Here is a 16,990-nt window from a genome sequence, read left to right as displayed (position 1 = left end):
TAAATAATCATACAATAATATTCAATTATTTGGAGGTTTTTATGAGTAATGGTAGTCAAGCAAAAATGAGAAAGATTGGGAATAATAATGAACAAAAATCAAAAAAATAAACTCTATCAAATGTCTATTGCTATTAGTGTTATATTCGGCATTCTTTCAATAATTTTTGGATTTGTACCATTTTTATCAGATTTCACACTACCATCATTTTTGTTAGCTGTTTTTATACTTTTAATTGAACAATCATTAAAAATAAACGATAGTTTAAATCATACAGAAGAGCATTCAAGTGAAATGTCGAATGATGTTAAAAATCACTTAGTTGTAATAAAACTAGATGGCTCAATTGCTCATGTCTTTGATGAATATGTAATACAGCGATTAGAAACTATTAAGTCAATAAAAAATACCAGTTTTAATGTAATTAATGATCATCAAGATGCAGACGAGCTTTTTAATACTTCTGACGAGTTAAATATGGCTCCAAAAATAATAAGTCGGTATATCTCTAAAGGACTAATTTGGGAAGATATAGGTGATGATTTTGCTACCAAACGTTTCAGAATATGGGACAAAATTAATAACTCAAAAATCAATAAAAAATCAAATAGTGGCGGATACCATTATTCAATATTGAATAATCAAAAAGTTCCTTATCCCAATTTTTTAATAATTACATATAATAATAATAAAAAGGAAGAGGTACTTTTTAATTGGGATGTTCGTTTAAACGGAATTGAACCTGAAGTATTGGTTTCAAATGAAAATAAACTTGTTGAATTTTACAAAAATCAATTTTATTTATTACGTAAAAATGCAGGTCCTGATTCAGATAAATTATGATAATAAAGCTATCCAATCTAAACTAAAAAAATATAAAGAGCTATCATTTTCAGCAGCTCTAGTCAGCCAATTATGAATCAAATTTTTTTCATATTTGGGCATTCTATCAGCCGTCCATTCAGCTGTTCCCTTAATATAAGGCCAAGAGTTAACTGTGAATGGAGAAAAGGATTTATATAATTCAAAATCTCTTATTAAAGGAGTGCGTCCAGTTTTTAATGCTACTTCAATCAATCTATCCATATCATAATAACGTATTTGATTTGAGCTTCCTATTGAGTTTTTGAGAGATGAAGCTATAGCTTCATGTTCATTCGGATTAAACGGTCCGAACTTAATTTCATCACCAGCAAATTGACGTAAGGCAATGCCTTTGAAACCTCTCTCTTGTGAAATGCTGGAAAAAAATAATTCTAAATCCTCTATGTATGAAGAAAAATTAAAAATTAATGCTAAATCGGCAACAGGAATTGCTTCTGGTTCTTTATTGATATCAATGACTTTCCATTCACATTCTCTTTCCCAATTGGATGATCTCTTTCTTGCTTCATTTAGCGATGATGGATCAAGATCTACACCAATAAATTTACAGTCTTTGGGTAAAATATCATTAAAAACACTGAGCCATAAACCTGTTCCGCAACCGATATCAACAATAGATTTGGGCTGGAACTCGGCTATCTTTTTTGCAAAGTGATATCGAAGTTCTTTCTTTGCATTATGATGATCTTCGAGCCAGTTTGATGCCGATAGCTGTACTCCAGAATTATTGCGCTGATTAGACATAAAAACCTCCAAATAATTGAATATTATTTGGAGGTTTTTATGAGTAATTTATTATTTCAACTTTCCTTTAAAAATGGGTATTTTTTATGGTTTTTGCTATAATTAAAGTAGTTAAAATCAGGTAGGAGTGACTTATGACTGCAGAAAAAGAAATAGAAGATCAGTTTATTCATATTTTAAGCGAGGCTGAAAATCAGTGGCGTTATCGTGATGATATACGCACAGAAGAAGCACTTTGGCAAAATCTAAGAGTTCACTTGAATCGAATAAACCAGGCACAACTTTCTGGAACTCAATTGACGGATACAGAATTTGAACGTATAAGAGTGGAATTTGGCCGTTTAACTGCAACACCTTTTCAGGCTTCCCAATGGTTAAGAGGGGAAAATGGTGTGGCTCAAATTACACTGGAACGTGAAGATAATTCTAAAATTACTCTAGAGTTTTTCAGAAATAAGGATGTGGCTGGAGGAATTTCTTCTTATGAGGTTGTTAATCAAATCGTTCCAGATTCTGATCGAATGACGCGAGGAGATGTAACTCTTTTGATTAATGGATTGCCCATCATCCATGTTGAGCTAAAAAATGAGGTTGCAAAAGATGGTTATATGCAAGCTTATCGCCAAATAGAACGCTATGCCCTAGATGGCTTTTTTGATGGGATATATGCTACTACACAAATTTTTATTGTCTCTAATAAGGTTCAAACAAAGTATTTTGCTAGACCAAGCGAGAATACGGAAAAAGCCTATAGAAGAATGGAGAAGTTTCTTTTTAACTGGAGAACTTCTGATAATGATGCAGTAGATAATCTTTTTGATTTTACTCGTCAAGTGTTGCGTATTCCAGCAGCTCATGAATTGATTAGTCAATATACTGTTTTGGTAGATGATCAAAAAAGTCAGAAATTTTTAATGGTTTTACGGCCATATCAAATCCATGCAATTAAAGAGATTCGTAAAAATGCTTCAAACCATAAAGGTGGATTTATTTGGCATGCTACTGGTTCTGGGAAAACAATTACAAGTTTCGTAGCAACAAAGTTATTGGCACAAAATGCTACTGGAGTAGACCGAACGATCATGGTCGTAGACCGAACGGATCTTGACGCTCAAACGCAAGATGAGTTTACAAAATTTGCATCAGAATTTCATACTGGTCAAACAAGTGGAACTGCAAAATCCAATACGCTGATTGTTGGGATAAAAAACCAACATCAATTAACGAGAAGTCTCCTTTCGAAGAAAAATAATAATACAATTTTGGTCACTACGATTCAAAAATTATCTGCGGCCATGAGAGCAGCTAAAGCAGAGACCGAAAAAGAGGGAACCGAACGTTTTGCCAAATTACGTGGTGAACATATTGTCTTTATTGTTGATGAGGCGCATAGAGCTGTTAGTGATGAGGAAATGAAGAAAATAAGAAAATTATTTCCAAATTCAACTTGGTTTGGACTCACAGGAACTCCTATTTTTGATAAAAATAAAAAACAAGAAAATGGGATATTTGCGAGAACAACTGAACAACAATATGGCGATCTCTTGCATGCCTATACAACAAAAAATGCAATGGATGACAAAGCAGTACTTAATTTTCAAGTTGAATACCACTCATTATTATCTTCCGATGAGCAAGAAGCGTTTCTTGAAAAATTGATAGAACAAGTTCCAAGTGAACCTATAGAACAGGAAAAACTTTTAAATAATGAAGTTTATCAATCAGATAAACACATTGAGGCAATGCTTCATAAGATTTTTAATCGACGTAGTTTAGTTAAAAAATTTAATGTCCAAAATGGCTATCCAACAATGTCGGCGATTTTAACAACGCATTCTATCGCACAGGCAAAGAATATTTATCATAAGTTAATGGAAATGAAGAAAGATGGATCTTTGCTCTCTGGAAAAGACTACGATGAAAAAAGAAGACTTATTGATGAAGATTTTCCTCGGGTAGCAATTACATTCTCAACAAATCCAGATCAACTTGAAAAGAATCGACAAGATGATGAACTTTTAGATATTATGAAAGAGTATAGCGAAATGTATCAACAAACTGCTTATACAGATGAAAAGCTCTATAATCAAAATATCAATAAACGTTTAGCAAGAAAAGAAGCTCAATATCAAAAAAATGGACAATGGCTTGATTTGGTTATCGTTGTTGATCGACTTTTAACAGGTTTTGATGCGCCAACTATTCAAACCCTATATGTTGATAGAGAAATGAACTACCAAAAACTTCTACAGGCTTTTTCACGTACTAATCGTCTCTATCCGGGAAAAGATAACGGGATGATTGTTACTTTCAGAAAACCTGAAATAATGAAACAAAATGTTGCTGACACTTTTGAACTTTTCTCAAATGAGGCTCAAGATTGGATTGAATTACTTCCTCCTGAATATAAAGCGGTAAAAAATAGCTTTAAAGACTTGAAGAAAGCTTACGAAACGGCAAAAAAACAACTTGAAGAAAATCCTAATGATTTAAAAACTAAGATTAATAAACTGCAGGCTTTCCAGAAGATGGATAAGGTTTATAAAGCGTTAAAAAGCTATGATGAGTTTGAAGAAGAAGCAGAGAGTTACACAAGCTTTGAAAAAAATTTAGATGATTATCGTGGAGATGCAGAAAACTTACGTGGGGAAATCAAGGCTGAGCTAGAACCTGATGAGGGCGATAAGCCATATATTGATGAACTTTTACAAGATGTTGAATTTTCTTCACAGTTAAATGCGACACATCAGGATAAGGTAGACAGTTTTTACATTAATCAGTTACTAAAAAATCTTAAAGAAAAAATAGAAGGCGCTGAAGAAAAATTTGATGAAGAAATAAAATCAAAAGATCCAATGGTTCAACCTATTTATCATGAGATAAAACGTCAGATTCAAAATTCAGTTGAAGACATAGACATCTCGGAAATTAAAGCTAAAATGTTTACAGATGAAATTATTAACCGTATTCAAGAAGAGGTGCGCAACTACGCTCTTCCAGAGGATTCTGTCAAATCTGCATTTAATGAATATCGACCAGAAAAATCAGAAATTCCGTATTTAGCTAATATTGTTGATAATATGTCATTATCTAAAAGTGATTTTGAAGAAAAAACTGGAAAAAAATACAGAAGTAGAACAAAAGTTATGGGAAGTCGTCTCAAAGATGTCTTTACAGAGCTACAAAAATTGAAAGAAGAAATTTAATGTCAACAACACTAAATAATCAACTTTGGGCATCAGCGGATATTCTCCGTGGAAAGATGGATGCTAGCGAGTATAAAAACTATCTCTTAGGTTTAATTTTCTATAAATATCTATCAGATGTTGAACTACGTGAAGTTTATGAACAAGAAAATGGTCAGACAACAGAGTTCCCAGAGCGTGAGGAACAGTTCAAAATCTTGAAAGATTGGTATGATGAAGATAAAGATGATCTTGAAGAAATTATGCGTCTACAACGGGGATATTTCATTGCTCCCGAACAGCTTTTTTATCATTTTCGCCAAAAGGCAGATGCTTATGAGTTTAGATTGGTCGACTTGCAATCAGGCTTTAACGACTTGGAGCGTCAAGGGGACCAGTTTAGTAACCTCTTTGCGGATATTGATTTAAATTCAACAAAACTCGGCTCTAATGACCAACAAAGAAATGTTACGATTACTGAAGTGATTAAGGCACTTGATGAAATAGACCTTTTTGAACATAATGGAGACGTAATAGGGGATGCTTATGAGTATCTAATTGGCCAGTTTGCGGCTGGAGCAGGGAAAAAAGCTGGTGAATTTTATACTCCTCAAGCTGTTTCTCGCATTATTTCAGAAATCACTTCAATTGGTCAAGAAAATAGAGCACCTTTTCATATCTATGACCCAACGATGGGGTCTGGGTCACTCATGCTGAATATTCGTAATTACGTTCATGATAAAAATAAAATTCATTATCATGGTCAAGAGTTGAATACAACAACTTTCAACTTAGCACGAATGAATCTTATTTTGCACGGTGTTGACAAAGGAAGAATGCGTCTTAAAAACGGGGATACTCTAGATAGTGACTGGCCAACAGAAGAGCCACATCAGTTTGATGCTGTCGTTATGAACCCCCCTTACTCAGCAAAATGGTCTGCTGCTGAAAAGTTTCTTTCTGATGCACGTTTTGAGCGTTATGGGAAATTAGCTCCCAAATCGAAAGCAGATTTCGCTTTCTTACTTCATGGGTTCTATCACTTGAAAGATACTGGGACAATGGGAATTGTTTTACCTCATGGTGTCTTATTCCGGGGAGCAGCAGAAGGAGTGATTCGTAAAGGCTTGCTTGAGATGGGTGCGATCGATGCCGTTATTGGCTTACCTGCTAATATTTTTTACGGAACAAGCATACCGACAACAGTAATTATCTTGAAAAAAAATCGTGATAATCGTGATGTTTTGTTTATTGATGCTTCAAATGATTTTGAAAAACAAAAAAATCAAAACATGCTTCGCGATAGTGATATTGAAAAAATTATTAGAACTTATAAATCACGTGAGAATGTTGAAAAATATGCCCATTTAGCAAGTTTTGAAGAGATAGAATCCAATGATTTCAATCTTAATATTCCGCGCTACGTTGACACTTTTGAGGAAGAAGAGCCTGTTGATATTATTGCACTAAGTCAAGAAATTGTAGACATTAATCAAGAGATTAGTAAGACAGAACAAGAATTCCTCTCAATGTTAAATCAACTTGCAGTAACAGATGATAGTCGTGAGATTATTGAAGCTACTAAACGAATTTTTGGAGAATGATATGACAAGTAATAATAATTTAAATGTCGAAAAAATTAAGGCAGAGGTCTCTAAAAATGTTCCTGAGCTTAGATTTCAAGGGTTTATAGATGCTTGGGAACAGCGTAAGTTGAAGGAGGTTACGGAGAGGGTTCGTGGAAACGATGGGAGAATGGATTTACCAACACTTACAATATCGGCAGGAAGCGGTTGGTTAGATCAAAGAGAACGCTTTTCAAACAATATTGCAGGTAAGGAGCAAAAAAACTATACTTTACTTCATAAGGGAGAATTATCATATAATCATGGAAACTCAAAATTAGCAAAATATGGAGCAGTTTTTGAGCTTACAACTTATGAAGAAGCACTAGTTCCTCGTGTATACCATAGTTTCAAGACGAATGATTCTTCTTCTTGTTTTATTGAGTATATGTTTGCTACTAAAAGACCTGATCGTGAACTTGGTAAATTAGTATCATCTGGTGCTCGTATGGATGGATTACTAAATATCAATTTTGATGAATTTATGGGAATCAATATTATTTTACCATCAACAAATGAACAGAATAAAATTTCAGAGTTTTTACGTAAATTAGATTTTACACTTACCCTTCATCAACGTAAGTTAGACAAACTCAAACGGCTCAAACAGGGTTATTTACAGCAATTGTTCCCTAAAAATGATAAAAAAGTGCCGAGGATTAGATTTGCTAACTTTGAGGGAGATTGGAAACAGAGTTTGTTGGGGGAAGTATTGAACGAAAAAAATGTTCAACACCCACAAAATGAAGAATATCCACTTGTTTCCTTTACTGTTGAAAAAGGAGTAACCCCTAAAACAGACAGATACGAACGTGAGCAACTAGTAAAGGGAGACAAAGTCGCAAAAAAATATAAGGCAACTGAATTGGATGATATTGTTTACAATCCAGCTAATTTGAAGTTTGGAGCGATTGCTAGAAATAAATATGGAAAGGCTGTTTTTAGTCCAATCTACGTTACTTTTAGAGTAAATGAAGAGTTAGCATATCCGAGCTTTGTTGAAAAGTTTGTGACAAGACGAGATTTCATTCAGTATAGTTTACAGTATCAACAAGGCACTGTTTACGAAAGGCAATCTGTAAGTCCAGAAGATTTACTGAGCTTAAGAATGCCTTTGCCTAATAAGGAAGAACAAGTTAAAATTGGTAGTTTTTTCAGCCATCTTGACTCCCTCATCACCCTTCATCAGTCTAAACTTGACAATATGAAATTAATAAAACAAGCTCTTTTACAAAAAATGTTTATCTAATATAAAAAGGCGTATATAGCTCCTTTTTATATTTAAGCTATAGTTGATAAATGTCGCATAATTTTATCATTATCCTGATTTTCTAGTTCCTGAATAATATGGAGATAGGTTTCTTGTGTCGTGGACATACTTGAATGACCTAATCTTCTAGCTACACTGGCAATAGAAACGTCCGCAAATAAAAGAAGTGAGGCGTGCGTATGCCTTAAACCATGAATTGAAATAGAGGGAATATTTGATTTTGTGCATAAAACTTGAAGTCTATTATTTACAGTAGAATTAAATATTCGTCCTTTTACAAAAATTGGTTTTTCGTTTGGAAAGTTTTTGATTAATTGAGAAAACTGCATGGCAGTTTGCCAATCTAATTGTATCTTTCTCTTAGAAGAATTGTTTTTAGTGGGTTGAAATTTTCCAACGGAAGACTTGTAATCCCAAGTTTTATCAATTGTTAATTTTTGATTTGAGAAATCAAAATCATCTGGTGTTATAGCTAATGCCTCAGAAAAACGTATTCCTGTTTTTAAAATCAAGAGTATAAACCAATCCCAATTAATTTCACTAGTAAGATTCATTTGTTTTACTAGTGCTTGAACTTCATATAAATTCAAAAATTTTGGTCTTTTTTTCCTCGGGGCTTTTCCTTTTATGATAATTTTTCTTGTTGGATTTTGCATAATTAAGCCATCATCTACCGCGTCTAATATTGCTCCTTTAAGGTGGTGGTGAAAGTCCATTGTTGTTTGTTTTTCATGCGAAATAGCATAATCATTCAATAGTTTTTGATAACTTCTACGAGTAACATCACAAACTTGTAAGTCAGGTACAAGTTCTTCCAAGTGTTGCTTACTGATATAGTATTTTTTCAAAGTAATTGGACGTACTGCACCAACTTTATAAAGTTCAATCCACTCCTCGAAATACTCCGAAAATAATTGCTTTGCTTTTTTGTTTTTTACCAAAATAAAAAATCTCCTTGATTAAATAGTTTAGAAAGCTAACTTTCCATACCTATTCTATCAAGGAGATTTTATTTTCTCAATAATTATTATATAAACATTTTTTGGAGGAGGGCTTGTTTTAATAATTTCAACTTATCAAGTTTAGACTGATGAAGAGTGATTGTATTATCAAGATTCTTGAAGAATGATCCTATTTGGGTTTGCTCATTTTTACTCGAAATTGAAACTTTAATATTTTCAATATCAGAACCATTATATGATGGCAACGCACCGATTTGGGCAAAACGAGGTAAATTTATTGTATCAAACAATGTTTTACCAAAGTCAATATTCCAACTTTTATCAAAAACATATGTCATTGTATTGTTGTCATTTAAGAACGGAGTACAAATAATTCGTTTTCTATTAAGCATTATCGCAGCTCCCACTTTTGCAAATATCACTGCTGGAACACCTTCATTTGGTTTCCATCTCATTCTTTTTAACTGTTCTTTACTGACATAATTATTCGCCGTTTTCATTTCATGTTCATTTCCAGTATTGTTCATATCAGAAACTTTGAAGAAAGGTGTACCTTCTCTTCCCCCTTGCTCACTATCTGGAAATCCAATACCTGATTGTATGCTTCCAATTTCGCCTAACTTACACTGTTTCCAATCTCCCTCAAAGTTAGCAAATCTAATCCTCGGCACTTTTTTATCATTTTTAGGGAACAATTGCTGTAAATAACCCTGTTTGAGCCGTTTGAGTTTGTCTAACTTACGTTGATGAAGAGTGATAAGGTGGTCGAGATGTATAAAGAATGAACCTATTATTTTTTGTTCTTCAAGACTAGGAAAAAGTAAATTCACTTTTTTCAGCTCAGAATTGTATAAATGAACAACAGAATTTCCTTGCGCTCGTTTAGACAACTCCTTTTGTTGCGAGCCGTTTGAAATTGTAAAAGCTAAAAATACAGAATTCAAATTGGATTTAGGTTTGATGATATTCAAATCTCCACCCATTAAAATCCCTGATTTATCAACCACAGCAGCCCTTGAAATATCTTCAGAGGTTTCACCAGATGCAGGAACGATTACCTCATTTCCTTCACTTATTGTTGAGTTTCCTTTCGGAACAACAAAAGTATCAACATCTTTTATCAAAGTTTCATACTTTGTATAAAGGCGACCATAAAGAATAATTGGAGAACCTTCTTCAACCAAATCTCTTTTTGAATATCCACTTCCCTTTGAAAAAGTGGCAAGGCTATCTAACTTACGCAGTTCCCAAGCATTAATTTAAAGGTAGAAATACAAATAAAATAAAAGAAGCGAGAGTTTATCTCGCTTTTTTTGTTTTTTTATATTTATTTTATTATTGGATTTACTAACGAAACCCTAAACACAACATTTCCCAGTTCACATCGTAAGAAAAATCAGAAAACCAAACCATGAAAGCGCTATATTTATTTTTAGATAAAAACTTATATATAAGTTTTGTAACAAACGAAAGAAATAAACCATGAAATCATCTATCTTTATTCCATATCTTCTAAGAGATGGAGCAATCTTACAAAGAAATCAAGAAAACCGTTTCTGGGGATATACGGGTTCAGAACAGGAAGTCACATTGTCGTATGAAGAGATAATTTTAAAAACTAAATCTGATGAAAAAGGTTATTTCGATATTATTCTTCCAGCACACGAAGTAAGTGAGAGCATTGACTTTAAAATTTCAACTGTTGATGCAGAAATTGTTCTCAAAGATATTTGTTTTGGCGATGTGTTCCTACTTGGGGGTCAATCAAATATGCAACTTTGGATGGAACGTCTCAAAACACGCTATCCTGATGAGATAGAACAAGCCAGAAATCCTTTGCTTCGTTATTTTGAGGTACCACAAGAACCTTCTTTCAATAACATTAAAACAGAATTAACCTCAGGACGATGGAAAAGAGCCGTTGGCGAAGATTTAAAGAATTTGTCAGGGATAGGATATTTTTTTGCAAAAGAAAAATTTTCAGAAGATGGCGTACCAATAGGCTTGATTAAAACAGCAGTTGGTGGGACACCGCTTAATGTTTGGTTGAGTGAAGAGTCTTTAACCAAATTTAATTCTCTTCCACCATCCTATAATGCTTTAAAAAATAAAGAATATCTAAAAGAAATTCAAAATCTTGATAAGTTCTATCAAGACAATTATCAGAAACTTTGCGAAGAAACAGATGAAGGTTTACATCAATCTTGGCAAGACCCTAACTTAGATGATAGGGATTGGGCTGAAATTTCATTAAGTGAGACTGGGAATGAAAAATATACTTTTCCAGGTACACTTTGGTTAAGAAAAAAACTTCAAATTTCAGATAAATTTATTGGAAAGGAGGGGGAGTTACGCTTTGGAACAATGACCGATGCTGATGTTATCTATGTCAATGGAAAGAAAGTTGGCAATACTGACTACAAGTATCCACCTAGAAATTACAAAATATCTAAGTTAACAAAAAGTTTTACGATTGCAATTCGTCTTAAAATTTATAATGCTCCTGGTGGAATTACTCATAGTAAGCTTCACATTCTCTTAATTGGAGAGAATCGTTTAGATTTAAATCATGGCTGGAAAATTAGGCGAAGCAGTACATTACCCGAACGTTATAAGGAATACTTTATTAATTATGAACCAACTGGTTTATATAATGGTATGATTGCACCTTTACAAAAGTTAAAGTTTGCAGCTATTCTCTGGTATCAGGGTGAAAGTGATGCAGGTAGTCCGCAAAATTATGGCCCACGTTTTCGAGAATTAATCGAAAGTTGGCGAAAACTTTTTAAGCAAGCAAATTTACCTTTTCTTTATGTCCAGTTACCAAATTGTGATACTGAAAAAGATGCAGATTGGGCAAGACTTCGTGAAGAACAAAAAGAGGGGCTAAAAATATCACGAACAGCCATGGTCGTGACAATCGGAGATGGAGAAGATGATGATCTCCACCCTTTAAATAAAAAAGATGTCGCTCATAAACTATTAAACGCTTATCATAATGTTAAATTATTCCCAAATGGTTATTGTATAGGTCCTCTTGCTAAAGAAGCTATACAAGCGAAAAAGAATGTCATTATCCTTTCATTTGAAACTTTTGGAAAAAAATTTAACGTTGAGAAAAATAAGGATTTTGAACTTTTTCAAGGAGGGCATAGTTATAAAGTAAGAGACTATCGTCAAGTTGAGGAACAAATTATTTTAGAGCTTCCTGCAACCTTATCACTTCAACCTGATGCGAAAGTCAGGTACAACTGGAGCAATGCTCCGCAAGCATTTATTTGGAATGAAGAGGGATATCCAGCTTCTCCCTTCGAATTAAATATTCAATAAAAAACTCATAATAGGAGAAAAACAAAATGAATCTCGCAAAAAATTGGAAAAAGCTTTGCCTTGGCTCTGTTGCTTTACTTGCAACTGTAACCCTAGTTGCTTGTGGCTCAAGTACAAGTAGTTCGAAAAAATCTGCTGGCAATGCTGATTTGAACAAAAAGCAGACCATAACATTATGGTCATTTACTACGATGCAACCACAGATTGATGAATTAAAAAAGGAAAAACCAAACCTTACCATCAAACAAGTTGTTGTTCCCTATGCTAACTTTCAAACAAAACTAGACTCTGTTTTGGGGACAGATAAAGCACCAGATATGGTGGCATTAGATGCAGGTTTTGTTGAAAAATATGTTCAATCAGGTAAATTAACAAATCTTGGAGACTATGGAGTGGCTTCTGCCGCCAAAGGGAATTATCAATATACGCTTGATATGGGGAAAGATAGCAAAGGAAAACAAGTAGCAGTTTCTTATCAAGCAGCTCCGGGGGCTTACTACTATAATACTAATGTTTTCCAAAAATATTTAGGTATTGCTCCAAATGACGTAGCTTCTGCTCAGAAAGCTTTGTCTAGTTGGGATGCAATTAAGAAGACCGGCGAAACAATCAAAGAAAAATCTGGTGGACAAGCTTATCTTTTTAGCTCACTTGAAGAAATTTATAATCCAGTTATTGGTGCAAGAAAAGATGGTTGGGTGATTGATAATAAGCTTAAAATTGATAGTTCAATGACTGATTCATTAGATTTGATGAAAGAAGCTGTTTCAGAAGGTTGGTGTCAAAATACAACCCCTCAAACTCCTGACTGGTATGGTGGAATTTCATCTAACAAGATTGGGGCTTATGCAATGCCATCTTGGGGGCTCTTTTATTGGTTGAAAAACTATGCTAAAGATACAGCTGGAGCATGGCGCGTGACAGAAGGACCTGTGTCTTATTCATGGGGTGGAACTTGGCTTGCAGGAGTTCAAGGCTCTAAAAATGCTGATGCAGCTTCAGCACTTGCAGTTTATATGGGAACAAACAAAGAATTCCAAACATGGGATGTCAAAACACAAAATGACTTTGGCTCAGTGAAAGCAATTAATAAAGAACAAGGTAAAGATGCCAAGGTCAGTTTGATTGGTGGACAAAATCCTTATCCTGTTTGGTCAAAAGTTGCAGATACCATTAATGGTAAAAATCAAACACAATATGACCAAAGTATCCAATCAATTTGGATTAATGATGTTGTTAACCCTTATGCTACAGGAAAAGTCACTAAATCTAAAGCACTCGATACATTCAAGTCAGATGTTAAGTCTGCCTATCCTAATATTGAAGTGAAATAAGTAAATTTAGAAAACATAAGAGAAGCAAGGACTATGTTTGCTTCTCTTTTTATAGTAAGGAGATAAAATGGAAAACACTAAAAAGAGTGTTCGAAAGAAAAAATCAAATTTCGAGAAATATAATCGTTTTGGTTATTATTTCTTAATTCCATTTTTTGTGGGATTTTTACTTTTTACACTTTATCCAATGATTTATTCAATTGCGATTAGTTTTACCAGTATGAATGGCTGGCAATCTTTTTCAGATGCGACTAATGTTGGTTTACAGAACTTTATAACATTACTGACAAGCACTCCTCTTTTTATGAAAGCATTGGGTAACTCAGTAATGCTTTGGATTTTTACTTTTATTCCGCAAGTGCTTTTAGCTTTAATTTTAGCAGCTTGGTGGACGAATAGAAAACTAAATTTAAAAGGAAGTGGCTTTTTTAAAACAGTATTTTATTTACCAAACATGATAATGGCAGCTTCTATCGCAGCTTTATTTGGTGGGATATTTGGTTATCCAACAGGTCTTGCAAATCTACTCTTACAAAATCTGCATCTCATTAATCATCCTTTTAATTTCTTTCAATCGGTTTGGGGGACAAGAGGGATTGTAATCTTCATTCAATTTTGGATGTGGTATGGTCAAACCTCGATTGTTTATATTGCAGGGATTACATCAATAGATGAGGGACTCTTTGAAGCAGCTCGAATTGATGGAGCTAGTGATGGTCAAATATTTAGACGAATCACTTTGCCATTGCTGAGACCCATTGTACTTTATACCTTTGTTACCAGCTTTATTGGTGGTTTGCAGGTCTTTGATATTCCTTTTATTATGACCCAAGGTGGCCCACAAAATGGAGTTTATACTCTGTCCATCTTTATTTATAATCAAGCCTTTGCTTATCGTAATTATGGCTTAGCTTCAGCAGCCTCTGTACTTTTATTGATTATTTCCGCTGTTGTTTCTATTCTTATGTTCCGTGGATTTAGAGAAAGAGTAAATATTGGAGGTGAAGGATAATGGAACCTAAAAGTATGAGTAAGCAATTAAGAGCACGTCGAACATTGATTTACATCTTTTTTGGAATACTGACTTTATTAAGTTTAATTCCATTTATTTATATGTTAGTGAATTCCACGCGTTCTCTAGTTCAAATTACTTCAGGTGTGTCGCTTTTACCGGGAAGTTCTTTGGCTCATAATTTACAAATATTAAAAGGTTATGGGATGAATATGTGGCAAGGAATGGGAAATTCAGCTTTTATTTCCATTACGTCCACAGCTATTTCTGTTTATTTTTCAGCTTTATCAGCTTATGCACTAACGGCTTATGATTTTAAAGGAAAGAAAATAATCTATGGATTTATAATTGCTTTGATTATGATACCGGGGCAAGTTTCAATGATTGGTTTTTATAAGTTCATGATTCAGTTAAATTTACTTGATAATTATATTCCATTAATTTTACCTGCAATATGTGCGCCAGCATCCATCTTTTTCCTTTGTGAATATATGAGTACTGTTTATAACAAAGACTATGCTGATTCAGCCAGATTAGATGGTGCCAGCGAGTTGAAAATTTTCCATAGAATTATGCTTCCAATGATGAAACCGGGTTTAGCAACAATGGGTATTTTTGGCTTTATTTTCTCTTGGAATAACTTTATGATGCCATTAATTTTGATCACTAATCAAAAACTATATACCTTACCGATGCAAATACAGGTATTAACCGCAAATGGTGGTGGTGGTCACGTCGTAGAATGGGGAGCAGTATATGTCGGCGTTTCGATTGCAATTGCGCCTACTATTCTCGCTTACTTGCTCCTTTCACGCTTTATTATAGGTGGTGGAAATGCAGGAGGTGTTAAGGGGTAACATGGAAAACTTATTACTAAAAGTTGCACCAAAAGAAGAAATCGACAAGAAACTAGAGCATGTCTTTGAAACGCTCTTTGGACAAGAGTCTCCTGAACGTATTTATTTTGAAGAAGATGATATGGCATATATTGTTGATACGGGCAATGATGATGTCAGAACGGAAGGAATGTCTTATGGGATGATGATTGCTTTGCAGTTGGACAAACCAAAAATGTTTTCTCAGTTGTGGAAATGGGTGAAAACCTATATGACAGTGCCTGAGGGTCATGAAAATGAGGGATATTTTATCTGGTCTTGTGCACCTAATGGTCAAGCTAATAGTGACGGTCCGGCTCCAGATGGGGAAGAATATTTTGCAGCAGCATTATTGCTGGCTGAAAAGAGATGGAAAATCAAAGAATATGGGGACGAGGCAAGAGCATTACTTCATGCGATGGTTCATAAAGGGGAAAATCAAGATGGATATCCTATGTTTGAACCGGAAAATACTTATATTAAGTTTGTGCCTCATCTTCATATGACTGACCCTTCCTATCATTTACCACATTTCTATCAGCTTTATGCCAGATATGGCAATCCAGAAGACTCAGCTTTCTTTCTAAGAGCTGAAGAGGAAGCTCGTAAGTTTTGGCTTAAATCAGCAAATGCTACGACTGGATTGACACCAGAATATGCGGATTATGAGGGAAAGCCTTATGATATTGATGGCCATTGGACCTTCTTTAGTGATGCTTATCGGACGGTTGCAAACATTGGCTTAGATTGGCTTTGGGAGCACCAAGAGATTGGACAAGGCCAGATTGCCGTAAATATCCAAAAATTCTTTGAGCCTTATCTTGAAAATGATGAAGAAATTCTTGTTTTTAAAATTGATGGTCAGCCTTTAAGGAAAGAAGAACAGACCGCGGAAGGCTTTCCACCGCTAAAAGTTCATCATCCGATTGGTCTTTGGTCAACTTTAGCTCAAGCCTCGCTTGTCACCAATGAGTTTGATTCCACTTTAGCTTTGAAATACCTCAAATACTTCTGGAATTTGAAGCTTAGAAGAGGGAAGTATCGTTATTATGATAATCTCCTTTACCTTTTTGCTCTTCTTGCTTTATCTGGAAATTATCAAAAAGAATGGTCATGAAAGGAGAAAGAGAATGACTAAAGAAATTGCCTTAACTTTTGATGACGGACCTTGGGGAGCAAGGACGCTTTGGGTGCATGATGAACTCATTAAGCGACAAATTCCAGCGACTTTCATGATCTGGGGTGAGCATATGGCAGATTATCCTGAAATTATGAAAGTAGCAGTAGAAAATGAACTTTTTACTTTTGGAAATCATATATATAGTCATCCTCATTTGACTGACTTATCGGAAAAAGAACTTTTGTCTGAGCTAAAAAGGACTGATGACCTCTTTTACCGACTGACAGGTTTGACTTTTGATTTTATTCGTCCGCCATTTGGGGATTGTGATGCTCATACATTATCTCTCATTAACCGTCCGATAATCTGTTGGTCTTTGGATACAATGAGTTGGGATCATGGTGATCCGACTAAATGTTTTGAAGCTATCCATAATGCTAAAGATGGCGATATTGTCTTGATGCATGATTTTCAAGAAGCTGATGTTTTTGCTTTGTCCGCTATTTTAGATTACCTACAAGAAGAGGAGTTTACTTTTAGATCGATTCCTGAGCTTTTGGGGACTCAACTTAATGATGAAGCTTATATCTACTACTCAAGGGATAAACGAAAAAAAGTTGGTTTTAAAGGTATTTGACCGTAAGTTTA

General features: G+C 34.4%; 13 protein-coding genes. 10 read left to right on the top strand and 3 right to left on the bottom strand.

Annotated features, from left to right (window positions below; genetic code table 11):
• Positions 1 to 87 precede the first annotated feature (87 nt).
• Entirely contained in the window at positions 88 to 843 is a 756-nt protein-coding gene (locus IAE51_RS01910) for a hypothetical protein (protein WP_129880852.1), read from the top strand.
• Here IAE51_RS01910 and IAE51_RS01905 read toward each other — a convergent pair.
• Positions 838 to 1,629, bottom strand: coding sequence for a class I SAM-dependent methyltransferase (locus IAE51_RS01905; protein WP_129880853.1), 792 nt, complete (start codon positions 1,627 to 1,629; stop codon positions 838 to 840). The two genes, IAE51_RS01910 and IAE51_RS01905, sit on opposite strands and share 6 nt — an antisense overlap.
• 134 nt (positions 1,630 to 1,763) lie before the next feature.
• Here IAE51_RS01905 and IAE51_RS01900 point away from each other — a divergent pair, with 134 nt between their 5' ends.
• From IAE51_RS01900 to IAE51_RS01890, 3 genes are read left to right on the top strand one after another with little or no spacing between them, the layout of a single operon-like run.
• Positions 1,764 to 4,835 carry a type I restriction endonuclease subunit R gene (locus IAE51_RS01900; protein WP_129880851.1) on the top strand — a complete coding sequence of 1,024 codons (3,072 nt, stop codon included), beginning with the start codon at positions 1,764 to 1,766 and terminating at the stop codon, positions 4,833 to 4,835.
• Positions 4,835 to 6,418, top strand: a complete 1,584-nt coding sequence (locus IAE51_RS01895) for a type I restriction-modification system subunit M (protein ID WP_129880850.1) — start codon at positions 4,835 to 4,837, stop codon at positions 6,416 to 6,418. Before IAE51_RS01900 ends, IAE51_RS01895 begins: the two co-directional genes overlap by 1 nt.
• A 1-nt stretch (position 6,419) precedes the next feature.
• Positions 6,420 to 7,688, top strand: a complete 1,269-nt coding sequence (locus IAE51_RS01890) for a restriction endonuclease subunit S (protein ID WP_233611012.1) — start codon at positions 6,420 to 6,422, stop codon at positions 7,686 to 7,688.
• 32 nt (positions 7,689 to 7,720) lie between these two features.
• Here the strand turns inward: IAE51_RS01890 and IAE51_RS01885 are convergent, their stop codons facing one another.
• Together IAE51_RS01885 and IAE51_RS01880 are read right to left on the bottom strand one after the other, a co-directional pair.
• On the bottom strand, positions 7,721 to 8,650 hold the full coding sequence (locus IAE51_RS01885; protein WP_200094604.1) for a site-specific integrase: 930 nt from the start codon (positions 8,648 to 8,650) through the stop codon (positions 7,721 to 7,723).
• A gap of 86 nt (positions 8,651 to 8,736) precedes the next feature.
• Positions 8,737 to 9,930: a restriction endonuclease subunit S gene (locus IAE51_RS01880; protein WP_200094665.1), complete on the bottom strand. Its 1,194-nt coding sequence runs from the start codon at positions 9,928 to 9,930 to the stop codon at positions 8,737 to 8,739.
• Positions 9,931 to 10,153: 223 nt separating this feature from the next.
• On the opposite strand from IAE51_RS01880, the gene IAE51_RS01875 reads away from it, so the two are divergent.
• From IAE51_RS01875 to IAE51_RS01850, 6 genes are all read left to right on the top strand, one after another.
• Positions 10,154 to 12,001, top strand: a complete 1,848-nt coding sequence (locus tag IAE51_RS01875; protein ID WP_129880846.1) for a sialate O-acetylesterase — start codon at positions 10,154 to 10,156, stop codon at positions 11,999 to 12,001.
• Between the two features lie 26 nt (positions 12,002 to 12,027).
• Positions 12,028 to 13,335 carry an ABC transporter substrate-binding protein gene (locus IAE51_RS01870; RefSeq protein ID WP_058206437.1) on the top strand — a complete coding sequence of 436 codons (1,308 nt, stop codon included), beginning with the start codon at positions 12,028 to 12,030 and terminating at the stop codon, positions 13,333 to 13,335.
• A 67-nt stretch (positions 13,336 to 13,402) separates the two neighbouring features.
• Positions 13,403 to 14,347, top strand: a complete 945-nt coding sequence (locus IAE51_RS01865; protein WP_058211941.1) for a carbohydrate ABC transporter permease — start codon at positions 13,403 to 13,405, stop codon at positions 14,345 to 14,347.
• 14 nt (positions 14,348 to 14,361) lie between these two features.
• Entirely contained in the window at positions 14,362 to 15,204 is an 843-nt protein-coding gene (locus IAE51_RS01860) for a carbohydrate ABC transporter permease (RefSeq protein ID WP_031560090.1), read from the top strand.
• Between the two features lies 1 nt (position 15,205).
• The gene (locus IAE51_RS01855) at positions 15,206 to 16,339 is read left to right on the top strand and encodes a glycosyl hydrolase family 8 (protein WP_129881684.1); all 1,134 of its coding nucleotides are present in this window, start codon (positions 15,206 to 15,208) and stop codon (positions 16,337 to 16,339) included.
• A gap of 13 nt (positions 16,340 to 16,352) precedes the next feature.
• Entirely contained in the window at positions 16,353 to 16,979 is a 627-nt protein-coding gene (locus tag IAE51_RS01850) for a polysaccharide deacetylase family protein (protein ID WP_129880845.1), read from the top strand.
• The last annotated feature ends 11 nt before the right edge of the window (positions 16,980 to 16,990 follow it).

The sequence above is a fragment of the Lactococcus sp. S64 genome (assembly GCF_016516525.1).
In the GTDB taxonomy this organism is placed as follows: Bacteria; Bacillota; Bacilli; order Lactobacillales; family Streptococcaceae; genus Lactococcus; species Lactococcus lactis.
This window is presented reverse-complemented; position numbering and strand designations above follow the sequence as displayed.

Excerpts from the sequence above, each read along its gene's own strand:
- IAE51_RS01875 (WP_129880846.1), top strand. The coding sequence starts at position 10,154 with ATGAAATCATCTATCTTTATTCCATATCTTCTAAGAGATGGAGCAATC.
- IAE51_RS01905 (WP_129880853.1), bottom strand. The coding sequence starts at position 1,629 with ATGTCTAATCAGCGCAATAATTCTGGAGTACAGCTATCGGCATCAAAC.
- IAE51_RS01855 (WP_129881684.1), top strand. The coding sequence starts at position 15,206 with ATGGAAAACTTATTACTAAAAGTTGCACCAAAAGAAGAAATCGACAAG.
- IAE51_RS01900 (WP_129880851.1), top strand. The coding sequence starts at position 1,764 with ATGACTGCAGAAAAAGAAATAGAAGATCAGTTTATTCATATTTTAAGC.
- IAE51_RS01870 (WP_058206437.1), top strand. The coding sequence starts at position 12,028 with ATGAATCTCGCAAAAAATTGGAAAAAGCTTTGCCTTGGCTCTGTTGCT.
- IAE51_RS01865 (WP_058211941.1), top strand. The coding sequence starts at position 13,403 with ATGGAAAACACTAAAAAGAGTGTTCGAAAGAAAAAATCAAATTTCGAG.
- IAE51_RS01890 (WP_233611012.1), top strand. The coding sequence starts at position 6,420 with ATGACAAGTAATAATAATTTAAATGTCGAAAAAATTAAGGCAGAGGTC.
- IAE51_RS01850 (WP_129880845.1), top strand. The coding sequence starts at position 16,353 with ATGACTAAAGAAATTGCCTTAACTTTTGATGACGGACCTTGGGGAGCA.
- IAE51_RS01895 (WP_129880850.1), top strand. The coding sequence starts at position 4,835 with ATGTCAACAACACTAAATAATCAACTTTGGGCATCAGCGGATATTCTC.
- IAE51_RS01860 (WP_031560090.1), top strand. The coding sequence starts at position 14,362 with ATGAGTAAGCAATTAAGAGCACGTCGAACATTGATTTACATCTTTTTT.
- IAE51_RS01910 (WP_129880852.1), top strand. The coding sequence starts at position 88 with ATGAACAAAAATCAAAAAAATAAACTCTATCAAATGTCTATTGCTATT.